The sequence below is a fragment of the Psychrobacter sp. GP33 genome (assembly GCF_014119005.1).
Taxonomy (GTDB): Bacteria; Pseudomonadota; Gammaproteobacteria; order Pseudomonadales; family Moraxellaceae; genus Psychrobacter.
Window position 1 is genome coordinate 180,135 of record NZ_JACGYX010000003.1, and the last position, 17,818, is coordinate 197,952.

The 17,818-nt window shown below is 41.5% G+C and carries 15 protein-coding genes; 11 read left to right on the forward strand and 4 right to left on the reverse strand.

What is annotated here, in order from left to right:
- The first annotated feature begins 250 nt into the window (after window positions 1-250).
- The 5 genes from H2245_RS05550 (at window position 251) to H2245_RS05570 (ending at window position 5,630) form a co-directional block, all read left to right on the forward strand.
- Window positions 251-1,405, forward strand: a complete 1,155-nt coding sequence (locus tag H2245_RS05550) for a ChuX/HutX family heme-like substrate-binding protein (RefSeq protein WP_182406393.1) — start codon at window positions 251-253, stop codon at window positions 1,403-1,405.
- Between the two features lie 182 nt (window positions 1,406-1,587).
- Window positions 1,588-2,457: a hemin ABC transporter substrate-binding protein gene (locus H2245_RS05555; RefSeq protein ID WP_182406394.1), complete on the forward strand. Its 870-nt coding sequence runs from the start codon at window positions 1,588-1,590 to the stop codon at window positions 2,455-2,457.
- A 116-nt stretch (window positions 2,458-2,573) separates the two neighbouring features.
- On the forward strand, window positions 2,574-3,560 hold the full coding sequence (locus H2245_RS05560) for an iron ABC transporter permease (protein ID WP_182406395.1): 987 nt from the start codon (window positions 2,574-2,576) through the stop codon (window positions 3,558-3,560).
- Window positions 3,561-3,621: 61 nt separating this feature from the next.
- The gene (locus H2245_RS05565) at window positions 3,622-4,455 is read left to right on the forward strand and encodes an ABC transporter ATP-binding protein (RefSeq protein ID WP_182406396.1); all 834 of its coding nucleotides are present in this window, start codon (window positions 3,622-3,624) and stop codon (window positions 4,453-4,455) included.
- A gap of 143 nt (window positions 4,456-4,598) precedes the next feature.
- Entirely contained in the window at window positions 4,599-5,630 is a 1,032-nt protein-coding gene (locus tag H2245_RS05570; RefSeq protein WP_182406397.1) for an ornithine cyclodeaminase family protein, read from the forward strand.
- A 117-nt stretch (window positions 5,631-5,747) separates the two neighbouring features.
- Here H2245_RS05570 and H2245_RS05575 read toward each other — a convergent pair whose 3' ends face one another.
- The 3 genes from H2245_RS05575 to H2245_RS05585 form a co-directional block, all read right to left on the reverse strand.
- Window positions 5,748-5,894 (reverse strand): hypothetical protein, encoded by a 147-nt coding sequence (locus H2245_RS05575; protein ID WP_182406398.1) that lies wholly within the window; start codon window positions 5,892-5,894, stop codon window positions 5,748-5,750.
- Window positions 5,895-5,939: 45 nt separating this feature from the next.
- Entirely contained in the window at window positions 5,940-6,959 is a 1,020-nt protein-coding gene (locus H2245_RS05580; RefSeq protein ID WP_182406399.1) for an LLM class flavin-dependent oxidoreductase, read from the reverse strand.
- Window positions 6,960-7,279: 320 nt separating this feature from the next.
- Window positions 7,280-8,209, reverse strand: a complete 930-nt coding sequence (locus H2245_RS05585) for a LysR substrate-binding domain-containing protein (RefSeq protein WP_182406400.1) — start codon at window positions 8,207-8,209, stop codon at window positions 7,280-7,282.
- Window positions 8,210-8,780: 571 nt separating this feature from the next.
- Between H2245_RS05585 and H2245_RS05590 the strand changes: the two genes are divergently transcribed.
- The 5 genes from H2245_RS05590 to H2245_RS05610 all read left to right on the forward strand — a co-directional run bounded on the left by H2245_RS05590 (window position 8,781) and on the right by H2245_RS05610 (window position 15,091).
- Window positions 8,781-10,424, forward strand: a complete 1,644-nt coding sequence (locus H2245_RS05590) for an AmpG family muropeptide MFS transporter (protein ID WP_182406401.1) — start codon at window positions 8,781-8,783, stop codon at window positions 10,422-10,424.
- A gap of 50 nt (window positions 10,425-10,474) precedes the next feature.
- Entirely contained in the window at window positions 10,475-11,377 is a 903-nt protein-coding gene (prmC, locus tag H2245_RS05595; protein ID WP_404944659.1) for a peptide chain release factor N(5)-glutamine methyltransferase, read from the forward strand.
- Window positions 11,378-11,395: 18 nt separating this feature from the next.
- Window positions 11,396-12,199 (forward strand): HesA/MoeB/ThiF family protein, encoded by an 804-nt coding sequence (locus H2245_RS05600; RefSeq protein ID WP_182406402.1) that lies wholly within the window; start codon window positions 11,396-11,398, stop codon window positions 12,197-12,199.
- A gap of 126 nt (window positions 12,200-12,325) precedes the next feature.
- A complete protein-coding gene (locus H2245_RS05605; RefSeq protein ID WP_182406403.1) occupies window positions 12,326-13,669 on the forward strand; it encodes an AarF/ABC1/UbiB kinase family protein in 1,344 nt (447 codons plus the stop codon).
- 129 nt (window positions 13,670-13,798) lie between these two features.
- Entirely contained in the window at window positions 13,799-15,091 is a 1,293-nt protein-coding gene (locus H2245_RS05610; protein WP_259365098.1) for a YbfB/YjiJ family MFS transporter, read from the forward strand.
- A gap of 92 nt (window positions 15,092-15,183) precedes the next feature.
- On the opposite strand, the gene H2245_RS05615 is transcribed toward H2245_RS05610, so the two are convergent.
- On the reverse strand, window positions 15,184-15,672 hold the full coding sequence (locus tag H2245_RS05615) for an Lrp/AsnC family transcriptional regulator (protein WP_182406404.1): 489 nt from the start codon (window positions 15,670-15,672) through the stop codon (window positions 15,184-15,186).
- Between the two features lie 287 nt (window positions 15,673-15,959).
- On the opposite strand from H2245_RS05615, the gene leuA reads away from it, so the two are divergent.
- Complete coding sequence (gene leuA / locus H2245_RS05620) at window positions 15,960-17,741, forward strand: 2-isopropylmalate synthase (RefSeq protein WP_182406405.1); 1,782 nt, start codon at window positions 15,960-15,962, stop codon at window positions 17,739-17,741.
- Window positions 17,742-17,818: the final 77 nt, after the last annotated feature.

Below are 17,818 nucleotides of genomic sequence, written 5' to 3' on the forward strand. Positions count from 1 at the left end.
AGTAAGAAAGTGCGAACAGGTTAATACAAATGATATTAGTTATCAATATCTAAATAATAATTATTATCATTTACAAATTAAAAAAAGCCAGTTATAGTAGCCGCCACGATGAGAAGCTGTATAACATGACAAGACTATGGCAAGGCAGCTAAGCAAAACATACCTGCCACGCGACTCATTTCCGAACAATGTATATTTAATTGTTATTGTTTATCTATCTACCTATTTTTATTTATTTATGGAGCTGACTATGAGCTATGCTTTATCACTTACTGAAAAAAACACTGCATTATGGCAAGCCTATCAAGATAAAAAATCACAAACGCCCATGCTATTTCCAACTGAAGGCGCTGCGGTATTAGGCGTAAGCGAGCTTGAGTTGATGTTAGCAGCACCGCATAGCCAATATATGGGTGGTGAATGTAAAGTGGTGCTCCAGCAGTTTGAAAACTTTGGTGAAGTGGAAAGTATTGTTAGAAATGCATTGGCTGTCCATGAAAAAACTGCCGCTTATCATAACTTGAAGCTTGGCGATAAAATGGGTTTGGCGCTTAATGTGGGCGGTTTGGACTTGCGCTTTTTTATGGGGCGTTGGCAGCATATGTTAGCGGTGACGGATATCAGTCGTAGCGATAAGCCGTCGTATAGCATTCAGTTTTATGATGAGCAGGGCGCAGCGATTGATAAAGTATATCTGCGTAACTTGAGTGCGGAGATAATTTCGCGCTGGCAAGATATGATTCAGCAGCAAGTGGAAACAGTCAGCCAAGACGTACTGACATTGGTAGAAAAAGAGCCCGACACTGAGTGGCAATATAAGCAGTTGAGTGATGATAAGCGTGACGAACTACAGCGCAGATGGCGCAAGATGACAGATGTGCATCAGTTTTATTACTTATTAAGCAAGCTTGAAATTGACCGCGCCAGTAGCTACCGTCAAGCGCCTGAGCAGATGACACGCCAGTTAAGTGTTGACGCGGTGGTCGCTACATTTGAGCAAGCGCGTGATATCGAATGCCCGATTATGATTTTTGTTGGTAATAGTGGCATGGTACAAATTCAAACGGGTACGGTGAAAACCTTAAAACGAATGGGCGATTGGATTAATATTTTAGATAAAGCTCATAATAATTTTACTCTACATCTCAAAGATACCGCTCTTGCGCAAGTATGGTGCGTGAAGCGCCCAACGGCAGACGGCATTGTGACTTGTATTGAAGGCTTTGATCATCAAGGTGTCAGTATTTTTAGTATCTTTGGGCAGCGTATTGAAGGCACACCCGAGTTGCAAGCATGGCAAGATATCACCGCAAAAATTGTAGCAGAATATTCATTGGAAGCGTCAAAATTACAGACTAATGCTGAGACAAGTGCCGGAACCAACGCTGAAAAAGAGTTGGCTTAACTGCACATTTTAAAGCTAACAGGATAAATGAACATCATCATTGCTTCTGATACTTAATGGTTAAAGGCTGTTATCTCGCCCTTTATACCCATTAAGTGTTAGATCCAAGTTCAATTTATTCGTGCCATCAATATAATCAATAAAATTCTGCCACTATCAAAGTTAGCAAAAAAGGAGCATTTATGTTCTCTCTATCAATAGATAAATTAGCAGTAACTAAATCATCATTAGGCAAATTGAATACAAAATCCGCAAAACCATTTATCACTGCGACTGTCATCACCTGCGCCGCAATCGTGCCGTCATTATCCGCACACGCTTATAACCGTATTGTCGCTATGAGTCCAGATGTGGCGGATGTGGTTGTGGCATTAGGCAGCGCTAATAAACTGGTCGGCAAAGACGCCACAAATGATAATCCAGCACTCAAAAATGTCCCTGCAGTGGGTATGCATCGTAATATTACCGCTGAATCCATCTTGGCCGTCAAGCCTGACCTCGTGCTCGGTAGCTACATGGTGCAGCCTGCCAGTATTTATCAGCGCCTAAATGGTTTGAAAATAAAAGCGGTGAATGTAGCGCCCAAAGAAGAAGTGGCTACCTTTGCCAATAGCATCAAAACCATCGGCAGCTATGTTGGTAAAAAAAATCAAGGTACGCGCCTTGCCAATAGTTGGAATAAAGAGATGCGCCCCATGCCAAAAACTGGCAAACGCTACCTGCTCAGCTACGATGGTCGTATTGTGGCGGGTAAAGGAACCGTCGGCGATGAGCTGATACGCCGCGCTGGCGGTATCAATGCTGCTAATGTATCAGGTCTAAAGCCAATGTCACGTGAAGGGTGGCTAGCGGCGAAACCAGATGTCATTATTATCGCAGAACACAATCAAGCGGTGGTTGGCGGATTAAGAAAATTTAGCCAACGTCCTGAGATTGCGGTCAGTAATGCGGGTAAAAATGGTGGTGTACACTTTTGGTCAGCGGATACATTTTTACGCTACAGCTTAGAATCACCACAAGTCCTCAAAAAAATCAATAGCCTCGCAAAATAGCCGTACAGTAAAAAGGGTGAGAATGGTGGGATTATAATCTAAGCCTGTCACCATATTTCTTAATGCCAATATCTCTGTTAAGGCGTCTCTCTATTATTTAATAAGACTATTTTATTATGGCAAATACACTCATTGCGGCTGTCCCTGTGCCAGTCAGAAAATATAAGCACACCATTAGCTATATTGTGGCGGTTATTGGCTCGTTATTGTTAATTTGGTTGGCGCTAGGTATTGGTTTTGGCGACTGGTCAAATCCGATGAATGTGGATGACACCATCTGGCAGCTACGCTATCCACGCGTGGCAACCGCGCTCTTGGTTGGCATGGCACTCTCGGTCAGCGGTGCGGCACTACAAGCGTTGTTTGAGAACCCACTAGCAGATCCCAGTTTAATTGGCACGTCAGGCGGTGCGGCACTGGGTGTTGTGTTGGTATTGGCGATGGGAATTGGCGGTATTGGCATTCCACTAGCAGCCTTTACAGGTAGTGTTTTGGTCTGTTTGTTCATTCTTTCCTGTCATCGATTTTTAGGTGGTGGTCAGATGGGATTATTAATATTAGGATTTGTTATTAGTGCCTTTTGTGGGGCTGTTGTCAGTTTAATTTTATTTATATCTGATGATATGGTGCTGCGTTCTGCAACCAATTGGCTGTCTGGCAGTATGGCAGAAGCGGGATTTGTACCGCTGCGTTATTCTATTATTTCTATGATATTGGGCATGGCGATTTTATTGCCATTAGGGCGTCAGCTTGATGGGCTTATGCTGGGTGAGAGCGCTGCAAAATCTTTAGGAATTAAAGTTGGGGCAGTGCGCTGTTTGGTCGTTATTGCCTCTGCATTATTGACAGGCGCTGCCGTATCGCTGGCAGGGGTAATCGGCTTTATTGGTATGATGGTACCGAATTTACTAGCGATATTGTTCGGTGGTGGGCGCATGCGCTTGATGATATGGTCAGGGTGGCTTGGGGCGATGATGCTATTGGTGATTGACGGTATGGCGCGTCATGTGGCGTATCCTGTTGACGTTCCAGTTGGTATTGTCCTCGCCTTACTTGGCGGTCCTTTCTTTATTTGGCTATTCGTACGCAGTAGTCGCCGTTAGCTACAACTTAGATAGCAATATTAATTTTAAGCATAAAAATAATGAATAAAGGGTAAGCGTTATGATTGAGTCTACCATTTCTTTATCGTCAAAATATTATAAACATAATAATAGCCTAAGTAATAAAAATGATAATTTGTTGGATATACAAGGTATTCAAGTCGCTCATGGCACCAAAGTTTTATTAAATATTGATAAATTAACCTTACCCAGTCAAAAGCTAATTGCCTTTATTGGTCCCAATGGTGCAGGCAAAAGCACTTTATTACACGCTATATTAGGTCAGCATACTGGTACAGGACTTAAAACAAACGGTCAGATTCTGATGCAAGGACAGCCAATAACGGAGGTGTTAAACTGTGGGCATATTGCATGGGTCGGGCAACATGAGCGTTTTGAATTACCCTTGACCGTTCTTGATTATGCTTTGCTTGGTGTATCGCCCAATCTTGCTTGGTACAAACGCCCAAATGCTGAACATATAAGCCAAGCAATGCACTTATTACATGATTTTGAGCTCAGCACATTCGTAAATGCGCGAGTACAGACCTTGTCCGGTGGAGAAAAGCAGCGTTTAGCGATAGTGCGAGCACTAATGCAAGACACGAAAATTATGATGTTTGATGAGCCGACCAATCATTTGGATATTCGCCATCAGCGTTTTTTATTACAATATCTGCAAAGGCTGGTGCACCGTCAACGCAAAAGTATACTTGTCGTATTACATGATTTGACCCATGCCCATCGTTATACAGATGAGGTAGTGTTATTGAATCAAGGTAGAGTGGTAGCGCAAGGGTTACCAGATGTAGTAATGACCAGTCGACAGTTAAGTGAGGTGTATCATGTCGATATTAAAGCTCATCATACTGAAGACGGTTTAGTATTCGTATAAGTAATTTATGGGGTTTCTCTATATAGAAAGATGCCAATTTTGGATTGCTATTGGTATTGCTGATTTATCTCGGGTAGGGCATGATAAGTGGTTCGCTACAATGGATCTGTTAGGCGTTTTCTCATTTATAAGGAAGAATCATAATGCAATGGTTAAACCAAAAAGCTGTTACCGAACACCTAACTATGCAATCGGCTATCGATACGATTGAAAATCTGCTTCATCAGCAAGCTGAGCACCCAAGCTGGGTTAAATCGCCTGAACGTTTGGTTATAGAAACGTTTAGCGAGGATAAGGAGCATAGCACAGGCTCACATTTATCAATGCCAGCCACTATCTATGATGGCGCGCAAGAGTACACTGCGGTAAAGTTAGTAACCATTTGCCCTGATAATCCTAGCCGTGATTTGCCAACCACTACTGCCATTATTACCGTCTCTGATAACGCAACGGGTGAAATACTCGCTGTAATGGATGGGGTTTATATTACTCAAGTTCGCACTGCTGCATTATCAGGCATTGCAACCAAGTATATGGCAAAAACAGACTGCCAAAGTGTGGCGGTAATAGGCTGTGGCGGCATGGCGTATGAACAATTAAATGCAGTACTGACCGTGCGTCCAGAAATAAAAAAAGTCTATCTATGGAATAGAAATACAACAGGATCAGAGCAGTTTAAAACTCAGTTCGCTCGCGATTATTCGCAATGGAATGTTGAGTTTCAGGTTTGTGCACAGATTGTCGATGCTGTTACAGACGCAGATGTTATCAATCTAGCTACTCGCGCGACACAGGGGTTATTCAGTGTTGACCAAATCAAACCCGATGCCCATATAAACGCAGTTGGCGCTTATTTACCGTCAATGAAAGAAATTAGTAATGATGTTATAGAAAATAGCCGCATGGTTGTCGTTGATGATTTAGCAGGCTGCCATCACGAAGCGGGCGATTTAATCCAAGCAAATGATGCAACATATTGTACGTGGACATGGGATCAGCTCAGCGGTGATTTACAAGCGTTAGTAACTGGGAAGCTTACTAAGACCAAAGCTGCCAAGACTGAATCTGACATCACTGTTTTTAAATCTGTAGGCGCTGCAAGTTTTGATGCCGCTGTAGCACTATATATAGCAAAACGTGCCCAACAACAAAAAATTGGTACATCACTTTGCTAGAGGTCAAAAACTAAGTGTGTAATAAGCTTTATTAATTATAAAATATAACTTTACCTATGAAAAAACCTCCTGTTTATATATAAACAGGAGGTTTTTAATATTTAGGTGATTCATCGGTTAACGCCGATTATTGCGTTTTTCTTCTCGCCGTTTTTTACGACCTGGGCTAATATGATAAGTAAAATAACCAGCAATAATCATAACCACGATAAAAGCAAGGATATATATAAATATTGAAATGCCAATAGGAGGAGATGCGTCCATAACAATAACCTCATTAACGTGAATCCATAAAGGATGACACAATAATTATGCTGGCATTGAATCCGATTGTAAAGTAAACAAATTTAACTGCGGTACTAAATCTAATGACTTCAAGCGTGCTGCTTGGTCATAAATATTAGCAGTAACAAGCAACTCGTCGGGTTCATATTTCGCAATAAAATCAGCAAGCTTAGGTTTGACGGATTCAACTGAACCGACAAAGGATACGGATAAGGCGCTATCAACCATCGCTTTTTCTGTTGAGCTCCATATTACGTCCATATCTTCAACAGGTTTTGGCATTTGTCCCCGAACGTCACGGCGCAAATTCACAAAACTTTGCTGCGCTGACGTAAAGTGATACGCTGCTGTTTCGTCATCATCAGCAAGAAGTAAATTTGCCGCTAGCATCACATAAGGCTTATTTAAATGAGCAGAAGGGCGAAAGTGATCACGATAAGTGCTGACAGCCGAACTGAGCATTTGTGGTGAAAAATGAGAAGCAAAAACATACGGCAAACCTAAATGTCCAGCTAGCGTCGCTCCAAATAATGAGGAACCTAATATCCAAACAGGCACTTTTGATTTTGCCCCAGGGAATGCTTGAACGGGACTACTGTCCGTATTGTCACCTAATAAATAAAATAATTCTTGTATATCTTGAGGAAAACGTTCTGCATCACTCATTTGTCGACGTAGTGCTTGAATAGTAATACCATCTGTGCCAGGCGCACGTCCAACGCCTAAATCAATTCGATCACCGTATAACGCTTGTAGAGTACCGAATTGTTCAGCAACTATTAGTGGGGCATGATTAGGAAGCATGATACCGCCTGCGCCAATACGAATGTGTTCCGTCTGACTGCCGATATGAGACAATAGTACTGATGTTGCAGCGCTAGCAATGCCTGGCATATTATGATGCTCTGCCATCCAATAGCGATTGAAGCCTACCTGTTCTGCCCGCTGAGCCATCTCAACAGTTTGAGCAATGCCTTCAGCAACAGTTTTACCAGTAGGGACGGGCGCTAAATCCAAAAAGGATAAGGGAATGTTCTTACTCATAAATCACCTATCAATACGATATCAGCTCAATATTCGCACTGTTATATTAATAATAGCACTGTATTTTTGTTATAAAGGTTTAGTAGATGTAATAGAACCACCATTTCACTACCTATATTGAACAATGTACTTGTTTATAATTTTTTCTACTTTGTCTAAAAGCAAGTACTCGGTATTAATGCGTACTAGAGTAGAACAGTTAGACAAAGAAGCTAAATTTAAATAAAAAAAGACTGCACTATTTTTATAGTGCAGTCTTTATTATAAACTTTTTCATTACGAATAAGTACTATTTACTACCGTTAATCGGATTAACAGTGCTATTTGCTAAATTGATTCTGACACAGCTCCATAAAAGCGCGCCCATACTGACGAATTTCGGCATCATCGCGTACTGCCATCCAGCTGGTAAAGCGTCCAAAATGATCGACTGGGATTGCAGTCAGGTTATGATAGTGGCTGGGCTCAAATGCCATCTCAGCAATAATACCGATACCTAAGCCTAAACCTACATAAGTACTAATCACATCCGCATCAAGCGCCGCTAGAACAATATCAGGCTCAAGACCAGCGTCACTAAACGCTTTATCAATAGCGCCGCGACCGGTAAAGCCCCCATGATAAGTAACTATCGGATAGCTGGCAAGGGTAGGTAAGTCGATACTCTCAAGCCCAGCAAGCTCATGGTCACTCGGCACAATCACCCGATGCGTCCAATCATAATAACGATAACAGCGTAGATAATTATTATGTAGTAATGATTCAGTCGCAATACCAATATCTGCCTGCCCTCGAATGACCATTTGGGCAATGGTTTCAGGGTCTGCTTGTTGTAAGATTAAATTTACTTTAGGAAAACGTTCTTTAAATTCTTTTACCACATGCGGCAATACATAGCGCGCTTGAGTATGGGTGGTTGCAATGGTTAGCGTGCCGATATTAGGATTATTGAAATCAAGACTGAGGTTTTCAATGGTTCGAATTTCTGCAAAAATAGATTCAATATGCGGCATCAGCGCCGTACCCATAATAGTAAGACCAGTCAGACGTTTACCTTGGCGTACGAACACTTCCGTTTTGAGCTGATTTTCAAGCGCGGCGATATGTTTTGAAAGGCTTGACTGACTGGTATGTAGTACTGTTGCTGCTTGGCTTAGATTATAACCATTGACCACTGTATGCCAAACGGTCTCCAGCTGCTTGAGCTGAATCTGTAGATGCCGTTGATTCACTACTACATCAATTGCCATAATCCATAATCCCTAATCAATATAAAAATATAAATTGTCTCTATATGAGAAATAAAAAGTACAAGAAAATCAAGATACCTATAAAAAATCTAATGCATTGCTAGCAGCTTAGTGTAATTTAAAGTTAATATTCTTGTATATAATAAATAGTTATCTAATTATACCATTTAGGAATAATAAGGAAGCAAAAAATTAACTTTATTGATTTCGTGTTTTTTGAATAGAGAGCAATATTTTTAAGCTGTAACTTACCCATCGTTGTTAAAGTTTATAACAGCCAAGCAATCTTAAGAAACACAGAGTTGCGTTTTAGATGTAAATTAGAAATTATAAAAAGCGAAGTGTAGTTGCTTGTGTAAAAATATCAGCAGAATGTCTAGTCAAGATAGGCGTTCTGAAGTACCATTATGCAATTTTGTAGTATGAAAGGTTTTCTTTTTACAGGGCTAGGCAGTTTTTTACGTTTATTTATACCGAGCAGCATTTTTATTCTAAAAATATTAGGTATAAGTATTGATTAAGAAATAGCGCACTGTGGTGTTCTTTTTGTTTTAAGTTTTGGTGAGTTATTATGTCTGCTGTCCAATCTGTACCACCCAATCCTCCAGTCGCCAAAAAATCATGGGGCGAGGCGGCAAAAGCTTATCTTGATCGGCGTGCGCTTATCATGCTGTTCTTAGGTTTTGCCGCTGGCATTCCGATTCTACTTATTTTCTCAAGTCTGTCGTTATGGCTACGCGAGGCGGGTATCGAACGTGGCGTGGTCACGACGTTTAGCTGGGCAGCATTGGGCTATTCGTTTAAGTTTATTTGGGCGCCGCTTATTGATGCAGTGCCATTGCCTATACTAACTAAGTGGTTGGGGCGCAGGCGAGCATGGATGCTGGTTTCACAGTTGTTGATTATTGGTGCTATTTGTATCATGGCCAGCGTCAATCCTATTAATGATGATATGTTAACATATATGGCAATAGGCGCGGTGTTGCTCGGATTTTCATCAGCAACGCAAGATATTGTCATTGATGCCTATCGAATCGAGTTGGCACCGCCAAGTCTACAATCAGTACTATCGGCGATGTACACCGCTGGTTATCGCTTAGGGATGATTTTCGCGGGAGCAGGCGCTCTGTATTTAGCCGACTATTTTGGCTCAACGGAAGCATTATATAGTTATGAAGCATGGCGCAATACGTATTGGATTATGGCAGCCGTTATGGGTGTCGGTGTCGCGACGACTTTAATTATTCATGAGCCTATTAGTACGCAAGTTAGAATTGAGCAGAAGTCGACTGATTATGTCAGATTGGTATTTGTATTTTTATTATCGGTATCTGCGTTCGTTATGACGTTTATCTATGCTGGGCAGATACTACCTGAAAGTGACAGTGTCGCTATCGAATTTTTATTTGAAGTAGTGCGTATGCTGTCTAGCTTGGCGATAGCGCTAGTAGTGGGCTATCTACTGGTAAGGGCTGGTTTAGTTAATAAAAAAATGGCCTATGTCACCTGGATTGAGCCTATTGTCGATTTCTTCCGCCGCTATGGTAAAAAGGCGCTGTTGCTATTGGCCCTCATTGGTCTCTACCGAATCTCTGATATCGTTGCTGGCGTCATGTCGAACGTTTTCTATCAGGACATGGGTTTTAGCAAAACGGATATCGCTACAGCAGTGAAGTTGGTCGGTGTCATTATGGTCATTGGTGGCGGCTTCTTAGGCGGTATCTTGGCGCAAAAAATACGCATGATGCAAGCGATGATGATTGGGGCAATATTAGCGGCAGTCAGTAATATGTTATTTGTCTTGCTGACCTATCATCCTGGTAGCTTGCAATATATGTATCTGGCAGTTATTTTTGATAATTTAGCAGCCGGTCTTGCCAGTGCCGTATTTATTGCTTTCTTATCAGCGCTGACCTCAATTCGCTTTACCGCCGTACAATATGCGATTTTCTCATCACTGATGACCTTATTGCCTAAAGTTTTGGGTGGCTATTCAGGTACTATTGTCGATAACATGAGCTATCCATTCTTTTTCACCTTTACCTTTTTAATTGGTATTCCTATTTTGGTACTGATTTATTTGGTTGATAAACATATTGTGATTGGTGATAACGATGATATTTATGGTGACGATAACAGCAGTGGCGGTGATAAACTTACAAAAGCCAATCCAAGCTTGACCGATACTAATGAGCCACCACGTGCATCAGAATAAGGCGTGAATGAACATAAAATGAGTACACTAATAATAATGAAGAATCGTTGATGACCATGCCTAATATACAAAAAATGACTGTAAAAGACATCAAGCAGCAGGCTAAAACGATATCAGAAAAATCGGCTATTCCAACGTTTTGGATAACTGATTGGCTGCTTTATGTTATCAATAAGCCGGCATTGTTTTTAATGACTGATCCTGATTATTTATTGTCGGCAACAGAGCAAGAGCGATTTGCTGCCGGCATCACGCAAATGCACAACGGTATACCGTTAGCGTATTTGACAGGCACACAAGAATTTTGGTCGCTTGGTTTTAAGGTCAATGAGCATACATTAATACCAAGACCCGACACTGAAGTGCTGGTCGAACAAGTGCTGCATTGGATAGCCAGTCAGCCGAATGACAGTACACCCAATAATACAGCACCTAAGCGTTTGCTAGACTTAGGTACAGGTTCAGGCTGTATAGCGATTAGTTTGGCTCATGAATTAAAACACGCGAGCTGGCAAGTCACCGCTGCTGACTTATCGTTAGAGGCGTTGAAAGTTGCTCAGTCTAATGCAGTAAGTAATGAGGTTGATGTTAAGTTTGTGCACAGCAGTTGGTATCAAGCATTACCGATTCATGAGAATGAGTTGTTCGATGTTATTGTCTCCAATCCCCCTTATATCGACGAAAATGATGAGCATTTACAACGCTTGCAAGCAGAACCTATTAGCGCTTTAAGTGCCCCTAATTATGGTTTGGCTGATATCGAACATATTGTTCAGCAAGCAGGAATATATTTGCGTGCAGGCGGACTCTTGGCAATTGAGCATGGCTTTGATCAAGGTTTAGCAGTGCGCCAGCTATTTTTAAATAATAACTTTAACGCGGTAAAAACGGTGCCAGACTACGGTGGTAATGAGCGTGTGACGCTTGGGTGTTTGGCTACAATCGACTCTTAATCATAAGTGTGATAAAACATGCACCCTAATATTGATACCCACTTATCAAAAGAATTAACAGATGAAGAACTTCTTCGTTATGCTCGCCAAGTCTTGCTCGATGGTTGGGATATTGATGCTCAGTTGCGGCTTAAGTCTGCGCGTGTCGTTATAATTGGCGCAGGCGGTCTTGGTTGCCCTTCTTCTGAAACGCTGGTGCGCGCTGGTCTTGGACAGGTGCATCTAATTGATGATGATGTGATTGAAGCCAGCAATTTGCAGCGGCAAACGTTATTTTTACCTACTGATATTGGTCAGCCTAAAGCCTTGACTGCAGCAGCGATGCTCAAAGAAATCAATCCGTTGATTGAAGCGCGTGGCACGGTTGCTCGTCTTAGCGAAGACAATGCTGATGAGCTGCTCGATATTACATCTGGCAAGCCGGACTTGCTGTTAGATTGTACGGATAATTTTGCGACGCGCGATATCATTAATCGTATTAGTGTTCGCTATCAAATTCCGCTATTATCGGCTTCTGCGATTGCTATGCAAGGACAGTTGGCATTATTTGAACCACACTTAAATAGCGGCTGTTATTATTGTGTGTTTGGTGAACATGATAGTGAGGCGGTTACTGATGAGCGCACCTGTGCCAATTCTGGGGTGCTAGCCAGTACGACGGCGATTATGGGCAGCTTACAAGCCAATGCGGCTTTGCAATATTTAGGCTTGAATCGCAATCCACTGGCTAATAAATTATTATTATGGGATGGTAAGCTGATGCAGCAGCGCGTGATGGGCTATCGACCAGATAAGCTATGTCCTGTCTGTAGTAATCATTAGCATTTGATTAATGGATGGCCGTTTATTGAATGTGCTATTAATCAATATATAATTATTCAAATTATTATCCATCAACTTTCATTCTATTTATCTACTTATTTTTTTCCCTCTATATAGTTGTCTTTTATGAAAACTCATCGCCCTCATTTATTAAAGCATACTTTCAATGTTATGAATCGCGTTCGACAGACGGCTAGTGTTGCTGGTCTATCAGCGTTGCGTGTGGCGAAAGGTGAAAAACCTGATGCAACCATGTTAAAAGATACCTTTGAGCAATTGGGTACGACTTACATCAAAATTGGACAGTTTGTTGCTAGTACACCTTCTTTATTTCCGCGTGAATATGTTGAAGCGTTCCAAGGCTGTTTGGATCAAACGACGCCATTATCATACGATTATATTGAGCAAGTACTGACCGATGAGCTGGCAGTTAACGGGCGCATACTAGCAGATAGTTTTGCTTATATTGACAAAAAACCCTTAGCGTCTGCGTCTATCGCCCAAGTTCATGCGGCGCGGTTGCATAATGGCGACGAGGTAGTTTTAAAGGTACAAAAGCCAGATGTAGAAACCATCATGCAAACAGATTTAGGGGTGTTGCACGCAGCAACTAAGCTATTAGAGCTGGCAATGCCTTCTATGAAATTTGCTAGTATTGCCCCAATTATTGATGAAATTCGTTTGCGTATGCTGGCTGAAACCGACTTTATTGCCGAAGCACACAACATACGTGATTTTCAGCAGTTTTTATCGGTATCGGGCAATACGCGTGTGGTTGCTCCTACGGTATACGATGAGCTGACGACGAAGCGCGTGCTGACGATGAGTCGATTGCACGGGGTATCGATGATTGATGAAACCGCCATGCGTCAATATTGTGATGATCCAGCGCAAGTAATGGCAGATACGTTAAACACTTGGTTTGCCAGCTTGATGTTATGCAATAGCTTCCATGCCGATCTGCATGCGGGTAATCTCATGTTGTTAACCGATGGGCGCATTGGGTTTTTGGACTTCGGTATTGTGGGTAAGCTGAAAGCTGAAAGTTGGCGCGCTTGTATGGGCATGATGCAATCATTGCAAGATAATAATTATCAAGCCATGGCGCAGCATATGGTTGATATGGAAATGACGCATGGGCGTGATATCGATGTGGCAGCGTTAGCGCAAGATTTGCAACGGATGATGCAGTCGATTATGGCTGAAGACAAAGTTTTTACCAGTGGTATACCTTTTAACACGAAAGAGCAGGCGGATGAGCTTAATAAAATGATGCTGGAGATTGTCGGTGTGGGTAAGCGCCATGGGATTCATTTTCCACGTGATTTTGCTTTATTAACTAAGCAACTCTTATACTTTGATCGCTTTATGCGTACGCTGGCACCTGATATGGATATGTTTAGTGATCAAAGGGTGCAGATACTTGGGCAAGACAGCTTAGCATCAGATGTGGCAATGATTAGCAAATAATAGTTTTTTATATGAGCCTTTTCATAAAATTTTATAAGCGATATTGTTTTAATTTTTCCTAAAATTATTTTGCGTACAGATGATTAGGATTGTGCGCTATCTATCATAATGTAGCGATGTAACATTGTCATGATGATCTTTTCCCAAAGCCATAGCAAATTTATCATTACCAATCAGACAGCAACCGCTTTTATTGGGCTGTATTGCATGGCGGTGGTGATGGGATTCGGTCGTTTTTTATTCACTGCCACCCTGCCTGATATAATGAGCCAATTGTCACTATCAACACCAATTGCAGGCTGGCTTGCCTCTATTAATTATATTGGCTACTTTTTTGGCGCGCTTATTGCGATATTTGTGCCACATCGATTGACATGGCAGATGTTGATGCTATGGGTAAGTGTCAGTATCGTGACTACTCTGCTGCTTAGCATGTCGCAATTATCATTAAATATATGGTATGGGATTCGCTTTTTGGCAGGGGTAGCAAGTGGGGTAGCGATGATTTTAAGCTCGTCGCTCGTGATTCAGCGCTTTACTGATGAGCGCCGCTATATGCTGTCCTCCATTCATTATGCGGGTATTGGCGCTGGAATCAGTGCGTCTGCCATCCTTAGTTGGGTGCTATTAGCGTGGGGTTTTCATTTTGACTTAATATGGCGCAGTGCAGCTATCATCAGTTTACCTGTGGTGATATTGCTGTTTGCCATTCGTCCGTCTAAACCGACAATAGTAGATAATTCAAACCTTGCTGATAACAATAAAAATAGTCATAAGGTCAAAAAAAACTCTATTTATCAAATCTATATTGAGTTTAAACGGGCGATTTATGACGCCGTAATTGGTCATACGACCGCCATTGCATTATTATCAGCCAGCTATCTGCTGGCAGGTTTTGGTTATATTACTTCTGCAACTTTTTTACCAGTAATGGCAGTGCAGCGGCTAACGGAACAAAGCACGACTGGGCAAAATAATTCAGGGTTGTTAATATGGTTGATTGTCGGTATTTTTGCCATGCTATCAAACCCTATCTGGGGCGCGCTTGCCAAACGTATTGGTGAGATTAAAACCTTAATGGGCTTAACGTTATTACAGTCTTTGGGCATGTTATTGCCATTATGGTTGGATGGCGCGTCAGGGCTATACGGTAATGCTGTTATTTTAGGACTAACTTTTGCCGGTATTGTGTCCATGACCCTAGTCATTATTAAAAACATCAATCCTATTTATTCTAATTTACTGATGGGGCTTGCTACTTTAGCCTATAGCATTGGGCAATTTATTGGACCATTAGTAACGGTTGCATTAGCTGGGCAAAGCAATAATTTTAATGCTGGCTTACAAGTTGCAGGTGTCGGATTGTTCTTCAGCTTAATATTATTAATATGGTTTTATCGCCAGACGAGCATTACTAATTAACAAGTTAAAGCAAAATATTATCCTATAATTAATTTGAACGTGTGCTGTCAAATATTTTAAAGCTAAATAGTGTGTTGTTAAATTAAATGTCATTAGATAATACTGCGGTTAAAAACTTCGCGCAGCTCAAAGCTGGTATGAACTTGCGCAACACCTTCAATACGATTTAACCTGTGTAATAAAAACTCTTCATAATGTGCCATATCGCGCACGCGCACCTTTATTAAATAATCTTCGCTGCGACCAGTGACAATGCTGCAACTGATGACCTCATTAAAGCTTTGTATTTTACGCTCAAACATCTCAAAACGCTCTGCCGTATGGCGATCCATACTAATTGCAATCCATACCGCTAAAGGATAACCAAGCTTTTGCGCATCGGTTTGGGTCTGGTAGCCAGTAATAATGCCCGTATCTTCTAGACGCTTGATTCTACGCGCGCACGGCGTTGCGGACAAATTAACGTGCTCAGCAATCTCAGTAATACTCATGCGCGCGTCGGTCTGTAACAATCTTAAGATACGTTTATCGATATCGTCGATATCAGGTATTAAGGAATTATGAGAAGTGCTATTAATCATGAATTTTAAAATAGTAGTGAATAAAACTAATTATAACGATTAAATGAGTGTTTATCACTAAAATATGTAAAATACTGGCTAAATAAAGCAGATTTCTATTGCCTTTATTTTGTTATTATAATGTCATCGACACTGGTTATCTCGTCTGATAAATGCAGATTGGCTTACCTGTTAATTATTAGACTATGCTAGTTATTAAGTTATTAAGTTATTAAGCTGCCAAAACTATAAATTTCGTTTTTTCCTATTTCTATATATCTTCTTTATCTATTATCCAAGGATTGATTATGTCTAACCATGCCACACGCACGTCAGCCCCTAAGTCATCAACAGTGACGCCAAAGCACAGTGCTTTTGATTACAAAAAGTACCGTCCTTTTGCATTTGCGCCGTTATTATCGGATCGCACGTGGCCAAGTAAGACAATTGAAAAGTCTCCAATTTGGGCAAGTGTGGATCTGCGTGATGGCAATCAGGCATTGATTGACCCGATGACCATTGACCAAAAAATGCGTTTTTTTGAAACGTTAGTAGGCGTTGGATTTAAAGAGATTGAGATTGGCTTTCCGTCAGCGGCGCAAGTTGAGTTTGATTTTGCCCGCAAATTGATTGAAGAAAATCATGTGCCGGCTGATGTGACCTTGCAAGTATTGGTACAAGCGCGCGAGCATTTAATAGCCCGTACCTTTGAGTCCTTAAAAGGGGCAAAACGTGCCATCGTGCACGTTTATAATTCAACTTGTCGCATTCAACGTGAAAAAGTATATGGTAAAGATAAAGCTGAGATTAAAGAAATTGCCATCACTGGTGCCAAGTTATTGGTTGAATATGCTGCCAAATATCCAGAAACTGAGTGGGTATTTCAGTATTCGCCAGAGAGCTTTAGCCAAACTGAGACGGAATATGCCGTAGAAGTATGTGATGCAGTCTGTGAGATTTGGCAGCCTGAAAATGGTCAAGAAGTTATTTTGAATTTGCCTGCGACCGTTGAAGCCTCTATGCCTAATGTCTTTGCTGATCAGGTTGAGTATTTCTGTCGCAATCTAGCCAAGCGTGAGCATGTGACTGTAAGTTTGCATACTCATAATGACCGTGGCTGTGCGGTTGCTGCTGCTGAGCTTGGTGTATTGGCAGGCGCGGATCGTATTGAAGGTACGCTGTTGGGCAATGGTGAGCGTACGGGAAATATGGATATAATGGTCATGGCGATGAACTTATTTAGCCAAGGCATTGACCCTGAGCTTGATTTTAGTAATATGAGCGAAATTGTGCAGGTAGTGAGCGAATGCAATAACTTGCCACTACATCCGCGTCATCCTTATGTGGGTGAACTGGTCTTTACTGCTTTTAGTGGCTCGCATCAAGACGCCATCAAAAAATGTTTGGATTATAATGAGCAGCATAACGAGCAGACAGCCAACATTTGGGATGTTGCGTATTTACCGATTGATCCGGCACATATTGGGCGCAGCTACCAAGATGTGGTACGCATCAATAGCCAATCTGGTAAAGGTGGCGTTGCGTATATATTACAGCGCAACTATGGCTTTAATCTACCGCGCTGGATGCAAATTGACTTTAGCCGTGTGGTTCAGCATAAAGCCGAAACCACCGCACGCGAACTACAAAACGATGAGATTTTACAGGCCTTTGAGCAGACGTATTTGCAGCAAGGTGGTTTTGAATTGCTAGACTACAGTGTTAATAATAAAGGTGGAGAAGTTTACTTTAATGGTCAGGTACAAATGAATGGTGACACTATCACCATTGATGGCACTGGTAATGGTCCATTATCCTCATTCATTGATGGTCTAGCCAAGCATACTGGTAAGTCATTGCATGTAATCAACTATGCGGAGCATGCGATCAATCCTCAGCACAGTAATAACGGTATCGATGATGACAATAACAGCGACAATAAAACCAATGCCAATGCTGCTGCCTATATCCAGCTTAATGTAGATGGTGAGGTTTACTCAGGTATTGGTACGTGTAGCAGCACCGTATCCGCCATGTTAAAAGGCGCGTTGTCTGCATTTGCCCAAGCCCCAACAACTTTGTCTGCATAGACTGCATGATTTAATGTCATAATTATTGGCTGAACGTAAAAATAAGATACAGTTGATAAAACGCCATAACTGCTGCG